We start from the raw sequence: 21,979 nt of genomic DNA, 5'->3' as shown, positions 1-21,979 counted from the left end.
GCATCCGCCTTCGCGAGCAAGCCCGCTCCCACATTGGGTAGGTGTTGTTTGTTAAATTTCTTTATGTCGCTTGCGCACCAGCTTCATCACCACCACAAAAAACACCGGCACGAACACCACGGCCAGCGTCGCCGTGATCATCCCGCCGATCACCCCGGTGCCGATGGCCTGCTGGCTCGCCGAACTGGCGCCGGTGGCGATTGCCAACGGCACCACGCCAAGGATGAACGCCAACGAGGTCATGACAATCGGCCGCAACCGCAGGCGTGCCGCTTGCAGGGTCGCGTCGATCAGGTCGTGGCCTTCGTCGTACAGGCTCTTGGCGAACTCGATGATCAGGATCGCGTTCTTCGCCGACAGGCCGATGATGGTGATCAGCCCGACCTTGAAGAACACGTCGTTGGGCATCCCGCGCAAGGTCACGGCCAGCACCGCGCCGAGCACGCCCAGCGGCACCACCAGCAGCACTGAGGTGGGGATCGACCAGCTCTCGTACAACGCCGCCAGGCACAGGAACACGATCAACAGCGACAGCCCCAGCAGGATCGGCGCCTGGCTACCCGACAACCGTTCCTGCAACGACAACCCGGTCCATTCCTGTCCCAGGCCCGCCGGGCCTTGCGCCACCAGCCGCTCGATCTCGGCCATGGCTTCTCCGGTGCTGTGGCCCGGGGTCGGTTCACCGGAAATGCTGATCGCCGGATAGCCGTTGTAGCGGGTCAATTGCGCCGGGCCCTGAGTCCATCTGGCCTGTACGAAGGCTGACAAGGGCACCATTTTTTCGTGGGTGTTACGCACGTGAATCTTCAGCAGGTCTTCCACCTGACTGCGCTGGTCGCCTTCGGCCTGCACCACGACGCGCTGCATCCGCCCCTGATTGGGGAAGTCATTGATGTAGGCCGAACCCACGGCCGTGGACAGCACGCCGCCAACATCGGCAAAGGACACGCCCAGCGCATTGGCCTGCTTGCGATCGACGACCAGTTGCACCTGCGGTGCCTCGGCCAGGGCACTTTCGCGCACGTTCATCAGGGTCGGGCTTTTTTCGGCTGCCGCGAGTAACTCGGTGCGCGCTTGCATCAACTTCTTATGGCCGAGACCACCGCGATCCTGCAGGCGGAACTCGAATCCGCTGGACGTACCCAAGCCATCCACGGGCGGCGGCAGTACGGCAAACGTCACCGCGTCCTTGATCTGGCTGAGGGCGACGTTGGCCCGGTCGGCAATCGAAGCCGCCGAGTCGTCGCTGCCTCGCTCGGACCAGTCTTTGAGCGTGCTGAACGCCAGCGCCGCATTCTGCCCGCTGCCAGAGAAGCTGAATCCGAGAATCACCACGCTGTCCCGAATGCCCGGTTCCCCGGCGTTGTGCGCTTCAACCTGCTCGGCCACCTGCACCGTGCGATTCTTGCTCGCACCCGGTGGCAACTGGATGTCGGTGATGGTGTAACCCTGGTCTTCCACCGGCAGGAACGAGGAGGGCAAGCGACTGAAGGCCAAGCCCAGGCCGATCAGCAGCACGCCGTAGATCAGCAGGTAGCGCCCGGTCCGTTTCAACGCATAGGCGACCCAGCCCTGATAGCGCTCGGTCAGTTGTTCGAAGCGACGATTGAACCAGCCGAAGAACCCGGTCTTTTCGTGGTGCTCGCCTTTGGCAATCGGCTTGAGCAGTGTCGCGCACAGGGCCGGGGTCAAGGTCAGGGCGAGGAAGGCCGAGAACAGGATCGAGGTGGCCATCGACAGCGAGAACTGTTGGTAAATCACCCCGACCGAACCTTGCATGAAGGCCATTGGAATGAACACCGCGACCAGCACCAGAGTGATGCCGACGATGGCCCCGGTGATCTGCTGCATGGCCTTGCGCGTGGCTTCCTTGGGCGACAAGCCCTCGGTGGCCATGATCCGCTCGACGTTTTCCACCACCACGATGGCGTCGTCCACCAGAATGCCGATGGCCAGCACCATGCCGAACATGGTCAGCACGTTGATCGAAAACCCCAGCGCCAGCATTGTCGCAAAGGTGCCCATCAGCGCCACCGGCACCACCAGCGTCGGAATCAGCGTGTAGCGGATGTTCTGCAGGAACAGGAACATTACCGCGAACACCAGCAGCATCGCCTCGAAGAGGGTGTAGACCACTTTGGTGATCGAGACCTTGACGAAGGGGGAGGTGTCGTACGGTATCGAGTACTCGACGTTCGCCGGGAAATAGCGCTTGAGTTCGTCCATCTTCGCCCGCACCAGGGTTGCGGTGTTCAGGGCGTTGGCGCCGGGCGACAGTTGCACGGCGACGGCGGTGGACGGTTTGCCGTTCAGGCGCGTGGAAAACTGGTATTCCTGGCTACCGATCTCGACCCGCGCCACATCGCTGATGCGCACGGTCGAGCCGTCCGGGTTGGCCTTGAGGACGATGTCGGCAAACTCTTCGGGGGTCGACAACTGGCCCTTGACCAGAATGGTCGCGGTGATTTCCTGGGTGGTGCGGGTTGGCAGGTCACCGATGCTGCCGGCCGACACCTGGGCGTTTTGCGCGACGATGGCGGTGTTGACGTCCGCCGGCGTCAGGTTGAAGGCGAGCAGTTTCTGCGGGTCGATCCAGATCCGCATCGCCCGTTCTGCGCCGTACAGCTGCGCCTTGCCGACACCGTCCAGACGCTTGACCTCGTTCATCACGTTGCGCGCCAGGTAGTCGCTGAGCGCCACGTCGTCGAGCTTGCCGTCGCTGGAGGTCAGGGTGATCAGCAGCAGGAAACCGGAGGAGACTTTCTCCACCTGCAAACCTTGCTGGATGACCGCTTGTGGCAGGCGAGACTCCACGGCTTTCAGGCGGTTCTGCACATCCACCTGAGCCAGTTCCGGGTTGGTGCCCGGCTGGAAGGTGGCCTTGATGGTGGCGCTGCCCAGGCTGCTCTGGGATTCGAAATACAACAGGTGATCGGCGCCGTTGAGCTCTTCCTCGATCAGGCTGACCACGCTCTCGTCCACGGTTTGTGCCGAAGCACCGGGGTACACGGCGTAGATTTCGATTTGTGGCGGTGCAACATCGGGGTATTGCGCCACCGGCAGTTGCGGAATGGCCAGCGCACCGGCCAGCAGGATGAACAGGGCAACCACCCAGGCGAACACCGGGCGGTCGATAAAGAACTGCGGCATAAAAAAGCGTCCTGCTTACTGACCAGTCGCCTGGGCAAGTGGAAGAGGGGTGTCGTCGATCTGCACTTTCTCGCCGGGGCGGGCGTGCTGCAGCCCTTCGATGACGATGCGGTCGCCTGCCTTCAGGCCGCCGGTGACGATCCAGCGATCGTTCTGCACGGCACCCAGTTCGACCGGTTGCTGCCCGACCCGCTGTTCGGCGTCGAGCAGCAGCACCTGGGCGATGCCGGCGCTGTCGCGCTGGATGGCCCGTTGCGGCACGCTGATGCCCTGCTGGTTGACCGCTTGTTCCAGGCGTACGCGCACGAAACTGCCGGGCAGCAAGTCGAGGTCGGGGTTGGGAAACTCGCTGCGCAGGATGATCTGGCCGGTGCCCGGGTCGACGGTGATGTCGCTGAACAGCATTTTGCCCGGCAGCGGATAGAGGCTGCCGTCATCCTGAATCAACGTGGCTTTTGCCTGGTCCTGGCCGACCTGTTGCAACTGGCCGGAACGGAAGGCGCGGCGCAGTTCGTTGAGTTCGCGGGTGGACTGGGTCAGGTCGGCATGAATCGGGTTCAGTTGCTGAATCAGCGCCAGGGGCGTGGTTTCGTTTTGCCCGACCAGTGCGCCTTCGGTGACCAGTGCGCGACCGATACGCCCGGAAATCGGCGCGGTGACCGTGGCGTAACCGAGGTTCAACCGGGCGCGTTCCACCGCCGCCTTGTTGCCGGCGACGTCGGCAGCGGTCTGCCGGGCATTGGCCCGGGCGTTGTCGTAGTCCTGGCCGCTGATGGCCTTGTCGTCGATCAACCGGGCGTAGCGCTGTTCCTGCAATCTGGCCTGGAACGCGTTGGCTTCAGCCTTGCGCAGCGCGGCTTCGGCGCTGTCCAGGTCAGCCTTGAACGGCGCCGGGTCGATGCGGAACAACACTTCGCCCTGTTTCACGTCACTGCCTTCACGGAAGGTGCGCTGCAAGACAACGCCAGCCACCCGGGCACGCACTTCGGCCATGCGCGGTGCGGCAATCCGCCCGCTCAGTTCACTGCTGATGGTCAGTGGCCGCGCTTCGATGGTCTCGATGCGAACTGTGGCCAGCGGCGCCTGTTCCTCGGCATTCGAGGACTTGTCACACGCGCCCAGTGTCAACGCCAGTGCAATCAGGCTGAGCCTGGCAAGCAGATTCTTCGACATGTAATACCCCAATAAAGACCCCCAGCATCCTACTGGGCGAAGGCGAGGGTAGCGGTGAAGCTTTGTTGGTGCTGTGTGAAATTGTGTAAGGGTTTTACTCAGGTGTGCGTGAGGGCGTATATCCTGCAGTCCTTGATTTCTATTGCGCCGGATAGATTGCCATCGCGAGCAAGCTCGCTCCCACAGTGGCCAGTGGTGTTCATATCATTTGTGGTCACCTCAAATCCCTGTGGGAGCGGGCTTGCTCGCGAAGAGGCCGGTGCAGACGCCAAAGTACTTTCTGGAAACACCCCATGCCCAACATCCTCCTGGTCGAAGACGACACCGCCCTCGCCGAACTGATTGCCAGTTACCTGGAACGCAACGGTTATTCCGTCAGCGTGATCGGTCGTGGTGACCACGTGCGCGAACGTGCGCGGCTCAATCCGCCGGACCTGGTGATCCTCGACCTGATGCTGCCCGGCCTCGACGGCTTGCAAGTCTGTCGCCTGCTGCGCGCCGATTCGGCGACCCTGCCGATCCTGATGCTCACCGCCCGCGACGACAGCCACGACCAGGTCCTGGGCCTGGAAATGGGGGCCGACGACTACGTCACCAAACCCTGCGAGCCGCGGGTGCTGCTGGCCCGGGTGCGGACCTTGTTGCGCCGCAGCAGCCTCAGCGAGCCGCAGACTGCCAACGACCGCATTCTGATGGGCAACCTGTGCATCGACTTGTCCGAGCGTACCGTCACCTGGCGCGGGCAATTGGTGGAGTTATCCAGCGGTGAGTACAACCTGCTGGTGGTGCTGGCCCGGCATGCCGGTGAGGTGTTGAGCCGCGACCAGATCCTGCAACGCTTGCGCGGCATCGAATTCAATGGCACCGACCGTTCGGTGGACGTGGCGATTTCCAAGCTGCGACGCAAGTTCGACGACCACGCCGGCGAGGCGCGCAAGATCAAGACCGTGTGGGGCAAGGGTTACCTGTTCAGCCGTTCCGAGTGGGAATGCTGAGCCGATGTTCAGAATCCTCTTTCGTTTGTACCTGGTGACCATCGTCTCGTTCAGCGCGGCGATCTATCTGGTGCCGGATCTGGTGGTCAAGGTGTTCCAGGAACGCTTTGTCACCTACAACCTCGATTACTCGCGAGGGCTGCAAACGCTGATCGTCAAACAGTTCCATGGGGTCCCGGCCGAACAGTGGCCGACCCTGGCCGCTGAAATGGACAAGGACTTCTCGCCTCTGCACATCGTGCTCAGCAGCAATGACGACAGCAGCCTGACGCCCGATGAACAGCAGCGCTTGCGCCGCGGCGAGAACGTCGTGCGCGTGGGCGACTGGGGCTGGCGCACGCTGGCGGTCGCGCCACTGAATGAGCGCACCGTGGTGCAAATGGTCGTGCCACCGGATCCGCTGGACGTCAATCTGTTGTACTGGAGCATCAACGTCCTGATCGGCGCGACCATGCTCGCATGCCTGTTGTTGTGGCTGCGCCCGCACTGGCGTGACCTGGAGCGCCTCAAGGGCGCCGCCGAACGCTTTGGCAAGGGCCACTTGGGCGAGCGCACGCAAATTTCCCCGAGTTCCAACATCGGTAGCCTGGCCAGTGTGTTCGACACCATGGCCGGCGACATCGAGAACCTGCTCAACCAGCAGCGAGACCTGCTCAATGCGGTGTCCCACGAGTTGCGCACGCCGCTGACGCGCCTGGATTTCGGCCTGGCGCTGGCCCTGTCCGACGACTTGCCGGCGGCCAGCCGCGAGCGCTTGCAAAGCCTGGTGGCGCACATTCGGGAACTCGATGAATTGGTGCTGGAGCTGCTGTCCTACAGCCGCCTGCAAAACCCGGCGCGGCTGCCGGAGCAGGTCGAAGTGTCGATGGATGAATTCATCGACAGCATTCTCGGCAGCGTCGACGAAGAAATGGAGTCTCCGCAAATCGTCATCGACGTGTTGCTCCACGGCCAGCTCGAACGCTTCAGCCTGGACCCGCGCCTGACCGCCAGAGCCCTGCAGAACCTGCTGCGCAACGCCATGCGCTATTGCGAGAAGCGTATTCAGATCGGTGTGCAGGTCTATGCCAGTGGCTGTGAAATCTGGGTCGACGATGATGGCATCGGCATTCCGGATGACGAGCGCGAGCGGATCTTCGAACCTTTCTACCGCCTCGACCGCAGCCGCGACCGCGCCACGGGTGGTTTCGGACTGGGGCTGGCGATCAGCCGCCGTGCACTGGAAGCCCAGGGCGGCACGTTGACGGTGGAAGCCTCGCCGCTGGGCGGGGCTCGGTTTCGTTTGTGGTTGCCGGCTTCGGCCTGACGCGCTTCGCAGGCGCTGTCGCAGCGCCTGCGTTGTGCCAGGGATTCTCAGGTGCTCAGGCGACTACGCAACAGTTTCGCCATCTCCTCCAGGTCCGCCATCGGCTGATGCCCGATCAGCATCCAGGCGTGTTCCATGTCGGCCCAATACACGATGTTTAGCTCGCGCCGCTGTTCCCGGGCGAAATGGCGACTGCCGCTGTTGGAGCGGGTAACACACAGCGCCATGGGGCCATGGGCCGGATCGAGGTAGGTGATCTGGGCGATGGGTGCACCGTCGTACTCGAGGATTTGCGCGCGCCTGAACTCGGCACGGGGCAGGCTCAGTTTTGCCGGCGCGAGGTTGAGGCCCAGACGCGCATCGATCGTGCGCAGTTGTGCCCGTTGGGCAGCTTCATCGCCGGGCAGGTGATCCAGGGTTTCCGGCACATAGAGCGCCATGTAATCGGCCACCAGGCCGCGCCAGCTATGTGACTGTTGGCTCGCTTGCCAGCCGAGGAACAAACGGTCCGCCAGCACGCCGCCGGCCAACAGCCCGGCCGCGGCGGCCAGGAACCAGCGTCGATTGAGCCCGGGGCGGGCGGGTGAGGGCATTGTGGCGAGCATGGTTTGCAGGCGATCGACCGGCGCCTGTCGGGTCAGTTCATCGTAGGCGTCCTTGAACGGCAGGCTGCTGCGATCCAGCCATTGCAGACGCAGGCCGAGCATCGGGTCGGCGCCGATGGCCGCGTCGATGCGCGAGCGCTGCTCGGCATCGAGTTGGTTGTCGAGGTAAGCCACCAGTTGTTCGTCCGAGGGTATCGCGTTCATCAATGTTCTCCTCGGTTAGGGGTGGGCACCGTGTGCAACGGTGGATATTCGGCCAGTTTCGCCCGAGCGGCGGCCAGGCGACTCATGACGGTGCCGATGGGCACTTGCAGCACCTCGGCGACTTCGCGGTAGGACAAGCCTTCGACATAGGCGAGAAACACCGTTTCGCGCTGGGCCTCGGGCAAGGCATCGACACGGCGGATGACCTGCGCTGCCAACACGTGGGTTTGCGCCACGGATTCTCCATCGAACGACAAGGCCTGATCGGCGTCTACCTGGCCCTGCCCCTGGCGCACCCGCCGGGCGCGGACTTCGTTGAGCCAGATCGAATGCAGAATGCTCAGCAGCCAGTGGTCCATGCGCGTTCCCTGCACGTATTGCCCGGCCCGTTCCAGCGCCCGCAGGCAAGTGGCTTGCACCAGGTCATCGGCGACATGCCGTTGCCGGGACAGCAGCAGGCCGTAGCGCCATAAACGCGCCAGATGCTGGTTCAGTTCCGTTCGTATTGCCTGATCGCTGGCGATGGCGACCTCCGTCCGCTCGGGTTGTCAGGTTTTCGATGAGCCGTTGATGGCTTCGGCCAGGTCCTGGTACTCCTCGCATTGAGTACTGCCACAGATGGATTCGATCTGCCGCAGTTGCTCCTGTGCAAGATCCAGCCGGCCTTTGACCACATAGGCTTCGCCGAGGTATTCGCGGACCTGCGCATATTGCGGGTCGAGCTTCACCGATTGCAGGTAATAGCCGATGCCTTCGTCGGTACGTCCCAGTTTACGCGTGGCGTAGCCGCGATAGTTCAACGCTTTTGCGGTATTTGGCTGTTTCAGCGTGTCAAGCAGGGCCAGGGCTTCTTCATAACGCCCGTCCTTGGCCAGTCGATAGGCATAGTTGGTACGGTCTTCGTCCGGCACCAGGCTACTGGTCTGCCGGACGCAACGTTTCGATTTGCTGTCGAACACCTGACCTTTCGGGCAGTTGGGTCTGATGGGCGCGTCGTCGTCCCCGCCACCGCCGTTGGCCAGGGCGAGGGAACCGGACAACGCAACGGCCAGCAACAGAGGGGGCGTCAGAACAGCAAAACGAATATTCATGGGCTTTGCTCCAGAGCTTCAGGGGTTCAGATCGGGGCGCGTCCGGCCAGACGCAGTGCAAGGTTGATGTGACGAAAACACCGCAGCATGAACAATTATTCGTTATGTCCTGGCGGTGTTTTTCAAGGAAAGCTCATATCGGGGCGGATGCATGTTTTTTGCCTTGCGTAGTGTTGTGTGCGCTGAAGAACCCTGTGGGAGCGGGCTTGCTCGCGAAGGCGGAGTGTCAGGCAGCATTAATGTTGATTGACCCACCGCCTTCGCGAGCAAGCCCGCTCCCACATGGGATTTTCGTCGAGCACAACATCCTGGCAGCATTCCGACGATGACGAGGTATCAACCCAGCAAACGAATGGCTGAGCCCGCCGCCCAGGCTTGAATATCCTCGATCATTTGCGAGAAAAACAGCCGGTAGTTCTGTTGGGTCACGTACCCGACATGGGGCGTCGCCAGTACATTGTCCAGGGTCCGGAACGGATGGTGGGCGGGCAGCGGTTCCTGTTCGAAGACGTCCAGGGCGACACCGGCCAGCCGTTGTTTCTGCAGCGCCTTGATCAGCGCCGCTTCATCGACAATGGGGCCACGAGCGGTGTTCACCAGCAGCGCCGAGGGCTTCATCCAGCCAAGGGCTTGTGCGTCCACCAGACCGCGGCTGCGCTCGCTGAGCACCAGGTGCACCGACAGCACGTCGGCCTGTTCGAACAGTTCCTGTTTGCTGACACGGGTCACACCGACCTGCGCCGCGCGTTCGGCGGTGAGGTTTTCACTCCAGGCGATGACGCGCATGCCGAACACCTGACCGAACTGCGCGACTCGCTGGCCGATGCTGCCCAGACCGAGGATGGCCAGTGTCTTGCCATGCAAGTCGCCACCCAGGCCTTGTTGCCATTGCCCGGCGCGCAGGGCATTGGCCTCGACCACCAGGTTGCGGGTTGCGGCCATGATCAGCGCCCAGGTCAGTTCCGGCGCGGCGTGTTTGTAGCTGTCGGTACCGCTGACCTGAATGCCCAGCGCGGCAGCGGTTTTCAGGTCCAGGGCCGCGTTGCGCATACCGCCGGTCACCAGCAGCTTGAGCTTGGGCAGGCGACTCAGCAGGTCTTCATCGAAGCGGGTGCGCTCGCGCATCACGCAGATCACCTCGAACCCGGCCAGGCGCTCGGCCAGGGATGAGGTATCGGTGGGGTAGTCATGGAGAAAACTTACCTCACCGACGCTGTCCAGTGCCGACCAGTCCACTGCATTGCGCGCCACATCCTGCCAATCATCGATCACTGCAATCTGCACAGGCATCAGCCTTTCCTCTTCAATGCACGGGGTTGGTCTTGTTCAGCCAGGCGAGCAGGGCCTGGTGGAATCGGGCCGGTTCTTCCATTTGTGGCGCGTGGCCCATACCGGGGAATTCGACCAGCGTGGACTGGGGAATCATCCCGGCTACCTGTTTGCCGAGGACGTCGTAGTGCCCGATCTTCGCCTTGACCTCGGGTGGGGCGATGTCACTGCCGATGGCGGTGGTGTCGGATGTTCCGATCAACAGCAGGGTTGGCATCTTCAGGTTCTGGAATTCGTAATACACAGGTTGAGTGAAGATCATGTCGTAGATCAGTGCCGAGTTCCACGCGACTTGCGTATGCCCCGGGCCTTTGTTCAGGCCGGCAAGCATATCGACCCAACGATCGAACTCCGGCTTCCAGCGACCGCCGTAATAGGTGGTGCGTTCGTAGTTGCGGATACCCTCGGCACTGAGCTTGAGTTCGCGCTCGTACCATTGATCAACGGTGCGATAGGGCACACCGAGGGCTTTCCAGTCTTCCAGGCCGATGGGGTTGACCAGCGCCAGTTGCTCAACCTGTTCGGGGTATTGCAAGGCATAGCGAGTGGCGAGCATGCCGCCGGTGGAATGCCCCAGCAGGGTGGCTTTCTGGATGCCCAGTGCCTTGAGCAATTGCTGGGTGTTCGTTGCCAGTTGCTGGAAGCTGTACTGATAGTGCGCCGGCTTGCTGGAGGTGCAGAAGCCGATCTGGTCCGGGGCGATGACCCGATAGCCGGCGTCGCTGAGGGCTTTGATCGAACTGTCCCAGGTGGCGCCGCAGAAATTCTTGCCGTGCATCAGCACCACGCTGCGGCCATTGGCCTTGCCGTTGGCGGCGACGTCCATGTAACCCATTTGCAGGGATTGGCCCTGGGAATCAAAGGCGAAGTGCTTGAGCGTGTAGGGGTAGTCGAAACCTTGCAACTCGGGGCCGTATTGCGGCCCTTCGGCGTGGGCGATGACGGGCAGGACGGCGGTCAGTAAAAGGCTGGGTAACCAGCGGGAGAAGGGGCGCGACATGGGAGAGCTCCATGAAAAATCCGCCTATGTTGGATCGACACGATTAGGGCGGCATTAATCACAGGCAATCGCCGCCCTTGATGGTTCAACCCATCCAGCCCAAAGTCGCCAACGCCAGCACGCTGTAGCGGGCGCCTTTGGCCAGGGTGACGATCAGCAGGAAGCGCCCCAGCGGCTCGCGCATGACCCCGGCGACCAGCGTCAGCGGATCGCCGATCACAGGCAGCCAACTGAGCAGCAATGACCAATGGCCGTAGCGTTGGTAATGAAGCCGGGCCTTTTCCAGATGCCGGGGGCTCACCGGAAACCAGCGTCGGTCGTGGAACCGCTCGATCCCGCGCCCCAGCCACCAGTTGATTAGCGAGCCCAGAACGTTGCCGAACGTTGCCACCGCCAGCAGTGCCCAGAGCCAATAGCGATCGCTGAGCAGCAGTCCGACCAGCACGGCTTCGGATTGCAACGGCAGCAGCGTGGCGGCACCGAATGCCGCGAAAAACAATCCGAGATACGCGCCGGACATCAATGGGCGGGGTAGTCCGCAACCACCACGTCAGTGCCGTCCTTTTTCAGGCCGATGACCTGATAGGCATCGCTCATGCCGTCCATTTCCATGCCGGGCGAACCCATGGGCATGCCGGGGGCCGCGACGCCCAGCAGATCGTCGCGTTTGCTCAAGGCCAGGACCTGGTCGTCCGGGACATGGCCTTCAACGAATTTGCCATTGATCAATGCGGTGTGGCACGACGCCAGGCGTGGCGGCACGCCGTGCTGTTGCTTGAATTCGCTCATGCTGGCTTCTACGTGGTCTTCGACCTTGAAGCCATTGGCCTCCAGGTGGGTGATCCATTTTTTGCAGCAACCACAATTGGCGTCGCGATGAACCTCGATCGGAATGAGGTCGGCGGCCTGGACCAGGGAAGACATGAACAGGGCGCTCAGGGCGATCAGACGCAGAGGGTTTCGCATGGAATTCGTCTCGGCTAACAGGCAAAAAAACGCATTCTGACCATTTTTTACGGTCAGGCGCTCAAGGAGTGTTTCGAAGTACTACAAAGATCCGCCGTTCGATGATGGTAGATCAACGCTGTCAGGCAGATGAGGGGCACATTACAAAATTGTCAGGTTGAAACGCCGAAGGTGCGTGTCCATGTGATCCCCGGGTTCAAAAAAGGTTCTTCACGCAATCCCGGGGAACACCGATACCTGTAGGAGCGAGCTTGCTCGCGATGGACTGGAGAGCGCCGCGGGGTGCCTGCCAACCAGCGTTATCGTTGACGACCATCGCGAGCAAGCTCGCTCCTACAGGGTTACTTTGAAAAGCGCAAAGTAACCAAACGCTCTTGCCCCTGACGCTCGGCCTCGTTGTTTGGTGGTGCACGCGTTCCCCTGCAGGAGCTGCCAAAGGCTACGATCTTTTGATCTTGCTTTTGCGATCTGGAGTTGCCCGGCCCGCTCAATTCATCGAACGGGCCGGCGACCCTTACCGGTCGAGCAGTTTCATGACTGCTTCCGGATAACGCAGGCCAGCGGTGGCATTCGTCGCAAAGACCGCTTGCAGCGCCCGGCCGGGCAATGACTTTTACCGAAAGGATTCAGGCCGTTGAACCGCTGTTAACGATGTGGGCAGTAACCTGGTCCGCCATGGTCATCGCCGCAATGAAGCCAAAACTCTTCATCGGCTGTAACATGAGACCCCGCTTGTAGCCACTTATCCCGAAACAGGGTAAGCGCTTGGCATGCGCGTCGATACAAACCGGATACATTTTCAGATTCAGGAACCCGCAATGACTCAGTCGCAACGTTTGAAATACTCGATTCTGATCTCTCTGGTGGTGCTGGGGATCATGTTTGGCCTTTCCTGGTTGCAGAACACCGGCGTCATCAGCGAAAAACTGTTCCAGTACATCGCCATTGGCGTGGCGGTGGTCGTGGTGGTCATCAATGGCGTGATGCGCCGCAAGGTCAAACTCTGATCATTCGATCATCGGTTGCGTAAAATAGCGGCAGCCTGGGGATGCAGGCTGTAGCTCTTGTCGGGGTTGAGGACAATCACCCCTTCGCTGCACAAACGCTTCAGCACTTCACGCACGCTGAGAAAGGACAGGGGAATATCCAGGTCCAGCAATTGGCTGTGCACGCCACGCACGCCAAGGCTGCGGTCGTTTTCGGCGGCCGTCAGCAGGGCATCGATGACTTTCAGGCGGATCAGACTGGTTCGAAGGCCAAAGCTTTTGAGCAGGACCCTGATCCGCTCGTTGCCGTGGCGATCGGTACGCGGCTCGAATACGCCGACTCCCATGGAAGTACCCTTTGGCGCGTTGCTACCGTCCGTTGGCAGTTGCGAGTTGTACATTGCAAAACTCCTTTCAGAGCCTGATCAGGAAAAAATGGGCGCTCTTACAGCATTAGACGTATGAGCAGCCCGAATCATGAAGGCTCGAATGTAGAAATTTTGTCGCCATCGCGTGATCAACCTGTCAGACCATGAGGCGTTGCGCAGTAATCTCCTAAATTTTTGTGGTGAGCTTCGTCCCTACAGGGAGGCCCGGTGCGCGTGGGTATGCGCAGCCGTGACCATCGTTTTTTCGATCAGGAGCGAGCGTGATTATTTCCAGCCAGTTAACCAGGTTGAGCCTGGCGGGTGTGACTCTGGGATTGAGCCTGGGGCTGAGCCTTGCGGCGAGCGCGAGCGATACGCCTGCGCAAACGAGCGCCGACATCCGCCGCACCGGTTTCGGCGTGCCGCACATCCGCGCCGACAATGAGCGCGGGCTCGGCTACGGTATCGGCTATGCCTACGCCCAGGACAACCTGTGCCTGTTGGCCAACGAAATCACTACGGTCAACGGTGAACGTTCGCGGTATTTCGGGCCGGATCAGTTCACCGTCGAAGAGCGCGAGAACCTGGCCAGCGATGTATTTTTCACCTGGCTGAACACTCCGCAAGCCGTCGCCGGTTTCTGGCAGGCCCAGACCCCGCCAGTGCGTGAGTTGGTCGAAGGCTATGTGGCGGGGTACAACCGCTTCTTGAGCGAGCGACGCGTCCAGGGATTGCCGCCGCAGTGCCAGGGAGACTGGGTGCGCGACATCACCACGTCGGATCTGGTCAAGCTGACCCGGCGCCTGTTGGTCGAAGGTGGCGTCGGCCAGTTTGCCGAAGCCCTGGCCGGTGCCACGCCACCCCAGGCCGTGGCCCGGGCGTCGAGCGCACAGGCAGCGTTCCAGGTGGCCGCTACGCGGATGCAGCGTTTTGCCCTGGACCGTGGCAGCAACGCCGTCGCAGTCGGCAGCGAGCGCTCTTTCAACGGACGCGGCATGTTGCTGGCCAATCCGCACTTTCCGTGGGTGGGCGGCATGCGTTTTTATCAGATGCACCTGACCATTCCCGGCAAACTGGACGTGATGGGCGCGGCGTTGCCCGGCCTGCCGGTGATCAACATCGGTTTCAATCAACATCTGGCCTGGACCCACACCGTGGATTCGTCCAGGCACTTCACGCTGTATCGCCTGCAACTCGATCCCAAGGATTCAACCCGTTACCTGCTCGACGGCCAGTCCTTGCCGATGGACAAGCAGACCGTGACCGTCAACGTCAGGCAGGCGGACGGGCAGGTCCGGGCAATTTCCCACGAGGTCTACAGCTCGAAATTCGGTCCGGTGGTGCAATGGCCGGGAAAACTGGATTGGGATCATCAATACGCCTACAGCCTGCGCGACGCCAATCTGGATAACGACCGGGTTCTGCAGCAGTGGTACGCGATGAACCGCGCTGAAAACCTCGAGGATTTCCAGGCTTCGGTGCACGAGATCCAGGGCATTCCGTGGGTCAATACGCTGGCAGCGGACGATCAGGGGCAGACGCTGTACATGAACCTCTCGGTGGTGCCCAACGTCAGTGTCGACAAGCTGGCGCAATGCAGTGATCCGCGCGCTGGCTTGCAGATGATCATTCTCGACGGCTCCAACAGCGCCTGTGCCTGGGACATCGACCCGCAGGCTGCACAGCAGGGTATCTATGCAGCGGACAAGTTGCCGCAATTGCTACGCAAGGACTTTGTCCAGCACTCCAACGACTCGGCATGGATGGCCAACCCGGCGCAACCGCTGACCGGCTATTCGCCGTTGATCAGCCAGGACAGTCAGCCACTGGGGCTGCGCTCGCGCTTTGCCCTGGACCGTTTGAGCGCGCTGGCCCAGGCCGGCAAGGTCGAGGCAGCGGACTTGCAACACATGGTCATGGACGATCGGGTTTATCAAGCCAGCCTAGTGATGCCGGACCTGCTGCAATTCTGCGCGGCGGATCTCGGTACCGATGCCAAAACGCTCGCGCCACTGTGCGCCAGCCTCAAGGCCTGGGACCGCAACGCCAACCTGGGCAGCGGTCTGGGCTTTGTGCACTTCCAGAATGTCATGGAGGCGTTGGAGCCGGTGCCGGACGTATGGCGTGTGGCATTCGATCCACGGGATCCGCAACATACCCCACGGGGTCTGGCAGTCGATCACCCGCAGGTGGCGAAGGCGCTGCGGGCAGCGATGCTGGCTTCGGCTGAGCAGGTCAAGGCGGCAGGACTCAAGCCGGACAGTCGCTGGGGCGATATCCAGGTGGTCAGCAGCGGCGGACAACAGACACCGATCCACGGCGGGCCGGGAACGTTGGGGGTCTACAACGCGATCCAGAGCGTACCGCGCAGCGATGGCAAGCGCGAAGTGGTCAGCGGTACGAGCTACCTGCAAGTGGTGACCTTTGACCAAAACGGACCGCAGGCCAAAGGGCTGCTGGCATTCTCGTTGTCCAGCGACCCGGCCTCGAAGTATTCACGGGACCAGACGCAGGCCTTTTCCAGGAAGCAATGGAGCGTGCTGCCTTTCACCGAGCAACAGATCCTGTCCGATCCGGACTATCAGGTGCAGACGATCCGCCGGCAGGATGCAAAAGTGGCCGCGCAGTAAGGTAGTGGGTTTTTGCATGAACGCTGAAGGCCGCATCCGCAAGGGTGGCGGCCTTTTCAGCTTTTCGGGGAGATTTGCGGAATCGCGTTGACCACCAGATTGCCGTTCTGGTTACGGGTCAGGTAGACCGGCAGGACCCGCGGCAAGGACTTTACCAGGCCGTTGATCTCTTTGATGTTGTAGATGCCGCCGATATGGATCGAGCCGGTGCTGTGGTCAGCCACCATCAACGGTTTGTCCAGGTAGCGATTGATCAAGGGCAGCGCATCGCTCAAGGCCAGATCGTCGAGCACCAGCTTGCCCTGGCGCCAGGCCAGCGAGCTGTCATTGTCATAGGTCTGGCTGATGCGGGGAATGAAGTCGCCGCGGCGATAACTGGCCTGCATCGCCGGGCCAAGGCGCAAACCGTCGCCTTGCAGGTCGGCGTTGCTGCTGACCAGTACCGATCCTTCGATCAGGTTTACTTTGACCTGGTCTTCATACATCCAGACGTTGAATTGGGTGCCGGTCACGCGAATCCGGCCTTCGGCGGCCTTGACCACGAAGGGGTGGCGGGTGTCATGGCTGACCCTGAAGAAGGCTTCGCCTTTATCCAGCGTGACTTGCCGCTGATCCTTGTAGTTGCTGTACGTCAGCTCGCTGCCCAGGTTCAGCTCAACCTGGCTGCCGTCTTTCAAGGTGACGGTACGCACATTGTCGGTCGCTTCGAAATGCTGGTACGCGTTCGGTACCCAGCCCAGGTGCCAGCCGCCATAACCGGCCAAAGGCAGTGCCAGGGCACATACAGCCGCGGCAATGGCCAGGCGGCGCCACGGGGTTTCGGGGTGGCGGCGAACCAGCGGCACGACGGGTTCGGGACGAGGCAAGTCGCCGGCGACATCCCAGATCTCCAGCATCGCTTTGTACTCGAAGGCATGGAGCGGATGTGCATCACGCCATTGCTCGAACGCCTGGCGCTCTTGCTCGGTGCAGTCACTGGCGTGCAGACGCATGCACCAATGCGCGGCAGCATCGGTGATGGCGTCGAATTCGGCTTCCGAAAGTGTGTGGTCGGTCATTGGCCCTTCCTGATTTCCTGCATTCTAACCTTGGGGGAAGTCTGCGAGAACATCAGTCATGGCATTTAACCATCAATGTGTTGTTTTTTTTCAACGCATCGCCTTTGGAGCATCGGTTGTCGAATAAACAGTATCCATAGGGTGCGTGAAAAAAACATCAAGTCAAACACCGTTGTGCTGCGCAGACCCGGGGATCTGCGCGTTGTTACGCCGCGGTCAGGTTCCAGCGGTCGGAGTGACCGGCACCGGGTCCAGTTGCCGGCCCATTTCGCAGATCAAAAAGGCGATCGAGTCGGCATTGTGCAAAATGACATCGGTTCGGAACTTCGATTCCTGCCTGTTTAAAAAAGCTTCCCGTGCCTTATCCATGGTCTGGCTGCCCGTCAGTGTCAGGATGGCCATGCCGATGTGGCGAGAACCCGGAATCGAATCCAGGTCGATCCACGATTGCAGCCCACTGTTCCAGCGCGCGAACAATTCCTCCTCTGGGGTATCCATCGACAAGGCATTTCGCTGGAAGTCCAACTGAGATTGTTTTCTTGCCGCGCCAAAGCCGGTGACCGACGCTACCAGATCGCTGAACGGCAGCCTGGCCTCAAGGTATGCAATGTCCACGGCCCCGGAAAACAAATGAGCGAATTCGTGTATCAGGGTCGCGGCCTGGCTGTGGCCGTCGACATCGAAGGGCTGTGTCAGGCTGGATTTGTACCAGTCGAGTTGTTGATTGAAGAATTTTTCCGTGAAATGCACATTGCGCTGTAGATCCTTGTCCACGACAAACGCGACGAGGTTGTCCTTCGGGTCCCGGCTTGAACCCACGATAAAACGTTGCGAGTTCATCCAGTCTTCATCGGGATCGACCAGCGCGTTGCAGACGGGGACGATGGCCTGTTTGATTTTTTCCAGTAGTGCTTTGTCGACCTGACCAACATCAAAGAACTGTTTGAGGAAGGTATCGAGCCGTGTGCCCGGGAGGAGTTTCCTGAGTTGCACCAGATTGTGCAGGCTGTTGAACGCATAATAACGAGCCATGTCGATGGCCTGCACGATCATGCGGGCTTTAGCGGGATGCTTTGCCCGGATTTCGTCCATCCCCCGGGCCTCGATATTCAGGACCGCCCGGGCAACATAGGCGTTGGCAAGCTGGTTGTGCATTTTCGAGACGACTTTGCCGAAGTGAACGGTGTGCAGATCCGGGTCGATGACCAATTGTTTGTCAGGAGTAATCGTTAACACGGGGCCTTCTTCCCCGCCTTTGATCGTTCTCCAGACCGCTCCGGTCTTGTTCACGCCGTACACCTTTCCGGCAATGGCGGCGAAGGTTTTCTTGCTGCCCGTGTCCAGATAGGTGCCGTCAGTGCTGTTTTTCGCCAGGTCCTTGAGTTCAACCGTGGTTTCGAACGGTTGCAGCCGGGTGCGCATTGCTGCTGTCGACCGAATCTTCGACCAGGGTTGCGCGATCACGGGGGTGACAAGCGGTGGAGCAACGGCTTCGCCGGTTTCCTGGGCGCTTTCGCCCCATCCTTCAAGTGACAGCCGGCCCAATGACAGGATTTGCGCCGCCCCGGCAATAAACTCGCGCAACGCGGTCATCCAATGATGGTCCTGCAAGGCTTCGGCCGAATTGAGGGCATCCTTGTAGGCCTTCCAAAGAAACTGCACGTACGCGAGTTTGCCCGGCAGCAGGCTTGAAATGCGCTCGATGCCGGCACCGAACAGGTGTTTAACGGCCTCCCAGTCCGACTGACCGCTAGCGTGTGACTGGCTGGCGAGCATCTTCACCAACAGTTGGGTGTTGTCATGGAACAAATGGGTGAGCAGGTTGCCGCCGATGGGGTTGGACGCAAGGGTGATTTCGCTCGACTGGCCGACGGTGGACTCCAACAGGTTGCGAAACACCGTTTGCTCACTGTCCGGCAGGCGACGTATCAACATGTCCTGCAATGGCCCCGGTGTGTTGAGTGCCGAAACAACGCTGGCCTCATTGTCGAACTCAACGAAGGGTGAACCACTCGGGTGGTAAGGGGCATAGAGGATTTTTGGGCCTGCCTTGCCCGTGCCTGGGCCAATCAGGTACAGGCCCAGCGCCTTGACGGCGGCGGCACCGGTTGTCTTGATCAGTTCCAATGGTCGGGCAATGGCGTGGGCACCTTCTACGGTCGCCCGGGCGATGGCGTCCGGCATGTCGAATACTTGCCGAAGCAAATCGAAAGCGCTGTCGGAAAGCCGTTGCTGCAGTTTCAGTTCGTGTGCGTGTTGCAGCAGTTGCCAGGGCAGTTGCTTGATGAAGCGCAACATCCTGCTTTCCACGTCGGTCGCTTGATTCGACAAACTGTCCGTGACCTGTTTGGCGTAGTTCTGCGCAATGTCCAGTGATCGCAATAGTCGGCGGACAGCCGCCTGATCCAGATTCCGGGGCAGCGTTTGAGTGGTTGCCGACCCGACCTTGAACCCTGTGCCTTGCGCAATGTCGACGTGCTGCAAGGCGAACTCGGTGAGGCTCCGGGCGGGGCCGACCAGGGCCAGGTCCGGGGTAATTTCGATATTGTCAGGGTCCAGCGCTGTTGCGGGGAAGCGGCTGGCGAGCAACGATTTCAGTGTTTCATGCACATACGACTTGAGGGGTTTGATCCCGTGTAAATAGTCTTTGTCCTCAACAACGCTGTGGCGGTATTGCTCCAGCAGTTCAAGGTGCAGTCGCTGCTCTTGCAGAGGAGCCATTCCCAGCCAGGCGGGCAGGGACTGCTGCTGGCTGATCGCCCGGGCAATCGACGTGGCTCTTCCCAGGTTGGTGTTGAGGACCGTTGTGGTCAGGTCTTCAAGGGCTTTTTTCTGCTTCGTGTCGCTCAGGTCGAAAGTACGTACGTGTTCGCAGCGAGCCAAAAAGTGCTCGATGGACGATTGCGCGACCCGTTCCAATACAGACCCTTCAATCAGCCGCAACGGTCCCAGTGAGTAGCGTTGGTGAAAGACGCGCTGGGCCGGGGTCAGGTTTTCCAGCAGCGCCAGGCGTTGCTGCGGCTCGAGCAGGCGGCGGTTCAGTTCCAGCCGTGCACGACTGATGGTGTCAAAGACTTCCAGGCCCTCGGCGGGTGTCCACAGGATCGTCCGGCCGGAATGCGAGGGATCGAGTCCGCCACGCTCGGTCACGAGCAGACAATGGGCCAGGGGCAGGACATCCTGCTGGCCGGAGCGCTCCAGCGTCAACGAGTAGGCATCGGGGCGGAAACCCTTGAGTGACAGGCGGTTTTGTCGGTCGGGCTGGTCCGGGTTGAAGACTGTTTCGACAATGGCCCGATCCGCATCCCGCAGTGTTGCGCCAAGCACCCGCAGGCTGGCCTCGCCACGCAGGCCAACGGCAAGTGCATGGGCCAGGCGGGGTTTCATGTTTTCCAGATAGACCCGTTGCAAGGCCAGAGACGCAACCGGTTGTGCTGCAAAATCCGCGTTGATCAATGTTTCGATGTCGCGGAAGGTTTTGACGAAAGCTGCCGCCGTATCGGCCAGCACTGTGGAGGGATGCTGATTGCCGGATAACACGGGACGTGTGCTCCAGCGTCCGCCGGCATCCAGCGTCAGCAGTCGCTCGCTGATCATCGAGCGGATATCCAGCGCCTTGTCGAACAGGGCGTGGATGTCCACGCTGCCGTCACTGTGACGGAACACCTGCAGGGCATATTCCATGTTCTGCCGTTGCTTGCTGATGATCCGGTCGAAGAGCTTGGGGAAGATCGCGCCGCCAATCACTTCCCCGGTCACATTCGGCCGGTCAAAACCAATGAAACGCTGGCGTTCATCCAGGCTCAGCAGACCATAGAGTTCATCCTCATGACCGGCCGCACTGAGCTTGCTCAGCACCGTATCGCACAAGTCCAGATAGTTCTCGAGCACCTGCAGGCCTGCGGTGGGCGTGTAGAGAAACGCATTGCCGGCGCTGACCATCAGTGAGCCGGCCAACTCTGCATAGTTGGCCTGGTACTCCCACAGACGCACGGTTTCGACCGTCATAGCCTTGTTCGTCCGGCTGGCCGTCGAGATCAACGCGTGCAAGTCCTGGCTTTGCTCAGGGGTGATGATCCCGGCTTCGCGCTTGAGCAGCAGTTGTACCCGCGCCTGGTCGGCGATGGCCTGGCCGAAGAACTGGCGACGCGATGCGCCTTCGGTGCTCGCCGCAGCCCAGAAACCTTCGAGCTGCCCGATCAGCAGGCTAGTCAGTTGGCGCGAGATTGTGGTGACGGCTGCTTCCCAGAGTGGCTGGTCGGCTTTTGCCGGGGACTTTCCCGGATGGGAAAATTCATGGGACTGCCCGGATGGCCAACGCTGATGGCGATAGTGCAGGAGTACCGCGTCACTCAGGGAAAGGGAGTTGACCCAGCGTCGCGCCGGATGGCTTTCGCCCGCTTTTTCTGGCGTTGTAGCCAGGTAGAAGTTCACTTGGGTCCGGCTCTGATCCAGGTCGGGGAAAGACGCCGCCAGCCGTTGACTCAGCAATGTGTCGAGCAGCGAGGTCAGGGACGGCAGCGCTTTCAATTGGTCGAGCAGGGCCTGGTCGTTAAGTTGCTGCTGGCTGGAGAGGGTGTTGCGCTGGTCTTCGAACACGTCGCCGTCGATGGTTTGAAAGTCCAGCTCGATGTCGGCGGCGCCCACCACGACCTTGCGTTGAGACAGGGCCATGAAGGCCAGCAGGTCGTTGTCTTCACCGGCCGCTTTGAGTTGCGTCACCAGCTGTTCGGTCAGGGCCCTGCGGTCGGCGAACTTTTTTATTCCCGCGTACGGGGTGTAGAGAATCACGCCATTGTCATCGGGCGTCGCGGTCAGCAAAAAACTGCCGGCCAGCGGCACGGGTTCCAGTCCAGGGATTTTCAACAGGATTTTCTTCGCCAGCATGGGCGGCGTCTGCTCATCGCGCAGTGCCTGGGTAGCCAGTTCGATATGGCTGAACCATTCGAAGTCCCTTCGCGTCAGCCCGTGGGTTTGGCCAAGTTCTCTCCAGAGACCGCGCGACATCAGCGCCTCGGGGAAAAACAGCGGAGTTACTGATGTAGACATCGTCGAGTCTCGTTCTAGGTGCCACTCAAAGGCGCCTGTGGATTGAGCATCGAGACTAAAAGCCGGTGC

The 21,979-nt window shown here is 60.9% G+C and carries 16 protein-coding genes; 4 read left to right on the top strand and 12 right to left on the bottom strand.

Features of this window, described 5'->3' with window-relative positions; all coding sequences use genetic code 11:
- Positions 1-51: 51 nt before the first annotated feature.
- Positions 52-3,150 (bottom strand): efflux RND transporter permease subunit, encoded by a 3,099-nt coding sequence (locus tag PspS34_RS14890; protein WP_159390048.1) that lies wholly within the window; start codon positions 3,148-3,150, stop codon positions 52-54.
- A 15-nt stretch (positions 3,151-3,165) separates the two neighbouring features.
- Positions 3,166-4,323: an efflux RND transporter periplasmic adaptor subunit gene (locus PspS34_RS14885; protein ID WP_150814044.1), complete on the bottom strand. Its 1,158-nt coding sequence runs from the start codon at positions 4,321-4,323 to the stop codon at positions 3,166-3,168.
- 293 nt (positions 4,324-4,616) lie between these two features.
- Between PspS34_RS14885 and PspS34_RS14880 the strand changes: the two genes are divergently transcribed.
- Together PspS34_RS14880 and PspS34_RS14875 are read left to right on the top strand one after the other, a co-directional pair.
- Positions 4,617-5,318 (top strand): response regulator transcription factor, encoded by a 702-nt coding sequence (locus PspS34_RS14880; RefSeq protein ID WP_057714693.1) that lies wholly within the window; start codon positions 4,617-4,619, stop codon positions 5,316-5,318.
- A 4-nt stretch (positions 5,319-5,322) separates the two neighbouring features.
- Positions 5,323-6,624: an ATP-binding protein gene (locus tag PspS34_RS14875; protein ID WP_159390047.1), complete on the top strand. Its 1,302-nt coding sequence runs from the start codon at positions 5,323-5,325 to the stop codon at positions 6,622-6,624.
- Positions 6,625-6,671: 47 nt separating this feature from the next.
- Here the strand turns inward: PspS34_RS14875 and PspS34_RS14870 are convergent, their stop codons facing one another.
- The 7 genes from PspS34_RS14870 to PspS34_RS14840 form a co-directional block, all read right to left on the bottom strand.
- Positions 6,672-7,433 carry a transcriptional regulator gene (locus PspS34_RS14870; RefSeq protein WP_154909130.1) on the bottom strand — a complete coding sequence of 254 codons (762 nt, stop codon included), beginning with the start codon at positions 7,431-7,433 and terminating at the stop codon, positions 6,672-6,674.
- Positions 7,433-7,927 carry a sigma-70 family RNA polymerase sigma factor gene (locus PspS34_RS14865; RefSeq protein ID WP_079246746.1) on the bottom strand — a complete coding sequence of 165 codons (495 nt, stop codon included), beginning with the start codon at positions 7,925-7,927 and terminating at the stop codon, positions 7,433-7,435. The genes PspS34_RS14870 and PspS34_RS14865 overlap by 1 nt, the downstream gene beginning before the upstream one ends.
- 54 nt (positions 7,928-7,981) lie before the next feature.
- Positions 7,982-8,524, bottom strand: a complete 543-nt coding sequence (locus PspS34_RS14860; RefSeq protein ID WP_057714697.1) for a tetratricopeptide repeat protein — start codon at positions 8,522-8,524, stop codon at positions 7,982-7,984.
- A gap of 336 nt (positions 8,525-8,860) precedes the next feature.
- Positions 8,861-9,814 (bottom strand): D-2-hydroxyacid dehydrogenase family protein, encoded by a 954-nt coding sequence (locus PspS34_RS14855; RefSeq protein ID WP_159390046.1) that lies wholly within the window; start codon positions 9,812-9,814, stop codon positions 8,861-8,863.
- A gap of 13 nt (positions 9,815-9,827) precedes the next feature.
- Positions 9,828-10,853: an alpha/beta hydrolase gene (locus PspS34_RS14850; RefSeq protein ID WP_159390045.1), complete on the bottom strand. Its 1,026-nt coding sequence runs from the start codon at positions 10,851-10,853 to the stop codon at positions 9,828-9,830.
- An 85-nt stretch (positions 10,854-10,938) separates the two neighbouring features.
- Positions 10,939-11,373 (bottom strand): YqaA family protein, encoded by a 435-nt coding sequence (locus tag PspS34_RS14845; protein WP_159390044.1) that lies wholly within the window; start codon positions 11,371-11,373, stop codon positions 10,939-10,941.
- Positions 11,373-11,819, bottom strand: coding sequence for a DUF411 domain-containing protein (locus PspS34_RS14840; RefSeq protein WP_159390043.1), 447 nt, complete (start codon positions 11,817-11,819; stop codon positions 11,373-11,375). Before PspS34_RS14840 ends, PspS34_RS14845 begins: the two co-directional genes overlap by 1 nt.
- A gap of 818 nt (positions 11,820-12,637) precedes the next feature.
- Here PspS34_RS14840 and PspS34_RS14835 point away from each other — a divergent pair.
- Positions 12,638-12,826, top strand: a complete 189-nt coding sequence (locus PspS34_RS14835) for a hypothetical protein (RefSeq protein WP_102670389.1) — start codon at positions 12,638-12,640, stop codon at positions 12,824-12,826.
- Between the two features lie 8 nt (positions 12,827-12,834).
- Here the strand turns inward: PspS34_RS14835 and PspS34_RS14830 are convergent, their stop codons facing one another.
- Positions 12,835-13,206 carry a hypothetical protein gene (locus PspS34_RS14830; protein WP_057714705.1) on the bottom strand — a complete coding sequence of 124 codons (372 nt, stop codon included), beginning with the start codon at positions 13,204-13,206 and terminating at the stop codon, positions 12,835-12,837.
- A 248-nt stretch (positions 13,207-13,454) separates the two neighbouring features.
- Between PspS34_RS14830 and PspS34_RS14825 the strand changes: the two genes are divergently transcribed.
- Positions 13,455-15,803 (top strand): acylase, encoded by a 2,349-nt coding sequence (locus PspS34_RS14825; RefSeq protein WP_159390042.1) that lies wholly within the window; start codon positions 13,455-13,457, stop codon positions 15,801-15,803.
- A 56-nt stretch (positions 15,804-15,859) separates the two neighbouring features.
- On the opposite strand, the gene PspS34_RS14820 is transcribed toward PspS34_RS14825, so the two are convergent.
- Positions 15,860-16,861 carry a FecR family protein gene (locus tag PspS34_RS14820; RefSeq protein ID WP_159390041.1) on the bottom strand — a complete coding sequence of 334 codons (1,002 nt, stop codon included), beginning with the start codon at positions 16,859-16,861 and terminating at the stop codon, positions 15,860-15,862.
- Between the two features lie 216 nt (positions 16,862-17,077).
- The gene (locus tag PspS34_RS14815; RefSeq protein WP_159390040.1) at positions 17,078-21,910 is read right to left on the bottom strand and encodes a DUF6543 domain-containing protein; all 4,833 of its coding nucleotides are present in this window, start codon (positions 21,908-21,910) and stop codon (positions 17,078-17,080) included.
- Between the last annotated feature and the right edge of the window lie 69 nt (positions 21,911-21,979).

The sequence above is a fragment of the Pseudomonas sp. S34 genome (assembly GCF_009866745.1).
Classification (GTDB): Bacteria; Pseudomonadota; Gammaproteobacteria; order Pseudomonadales; family Pseudomonadaceae; genus Aquipseudomonas; species Aquipseudomonas jessenii.
The sequence above is the reverse complement of the archived record's forward strand: the minus strand, read 5'-3'. Positions and strand labels throughout refer to the sequence as shown.